This is a genomic window from Cupriavidus cauae, assembly GCF_008632125.1.
Taxonomy (GTDB): domain Bacteria; phylum Pseudomonadota; class Gammaproteobacteria; order Burkholderiales; family Burkholderiaceae; genus Cupriavidus; species Cupriavidus cauae.
Genome location: NZ_VWRN01000066.1, coordinates 1 through 815 on the forward strand (window position 1 = coordinate 1; position 815 = coordinate 815).

Below are 815 nucleotides of genomic sequence, written 5' to 3' on the forward strand. Positions count from 1 at the left end.
AGTTGTCACCGCAGCAGGCGCGACGGCGGCATGAGTTTCCGATGCAACACGTTGCCAAGGCGACCGAGAGCGTGCTGTTCCAACTGGCCCGCGGCATGGACTGGGACGAGGCGACCTGCTACGAGAACTGGCTCAGAGAATTGGCCAAGACCAACTTCTCTGACCACATGAGAATCATCGTCGCGGGCAGTTAGCAGTGGCGGGCTATCCCTCGGTCAACTGGTGGCCACACAATCTGCGCCCCTACGAGTCGGCGCTGTCGTTCGTCGCCAGGTTTTGTGCGCTCAATGGCGTCCCCGCGCGTGCCGGCACCGCGTTCCTGGGAGTCGAGCCACGCCATCCGCGATTCGTCTCTGATGATGACGTCGCGCGGGTGTCATCGCTCTTGGGCGAGGATCCGGCTCGGTTGACCGATGTCCTCCAGCACGCGCTCGATTTTCGTCAGTGCGGCACCTATGCGCCCCCTCCGGCTTACAGTCAGGGGCCGAGCGTCCGGTATTGCGCAGCCTGTGCGCAACAGGGCTATCACAGTTACCTGCATGAGGTGCCCTGGCTAACCAAGTGCCCGGTCCACCTGACGGCGCTGACCACCGTGCCGGCCAACCGGAGCGGGAACATAGGCGAGCGCCGCCTGGGGGCGTTCAAGCGCCTGATGCAGGGGCATTGCGCCGCTTGGCCGCACTTCGCTCCGGACGGATTTCCGACGCGCGAGCCCGGGGCGCTGCTGACCTTGGCAGCGTGGGTGCGCGACGCGTGCGACGCTTCCAAGCGGATGCAGGCAGGCGAGCTGTGGCGGTCCGAGGCAGGGACGCATC

At 65.6% G+C, this 815-nt stretch carries 1 protein-coding gene and 1 pseudogene; both read left to right on the forward strand.

All coding sequences use genetic code 11. The features are described 5' to 3' along the window. A pseudogene (locus F1599_RS23190) lies at nucleotides 1–194 on the forward strand (ATP-binding protein); the annotation flags it as partial. A gap of 2 nt (nucleotides 195–196) precedes the next feature. Then, nucleotides 197–815 (forward strand): TniQ family protein (locus F1599_RS23195; protein WP_190286439.1); only part of this gene is annotated, 619 nt, incomplete at its 3' end.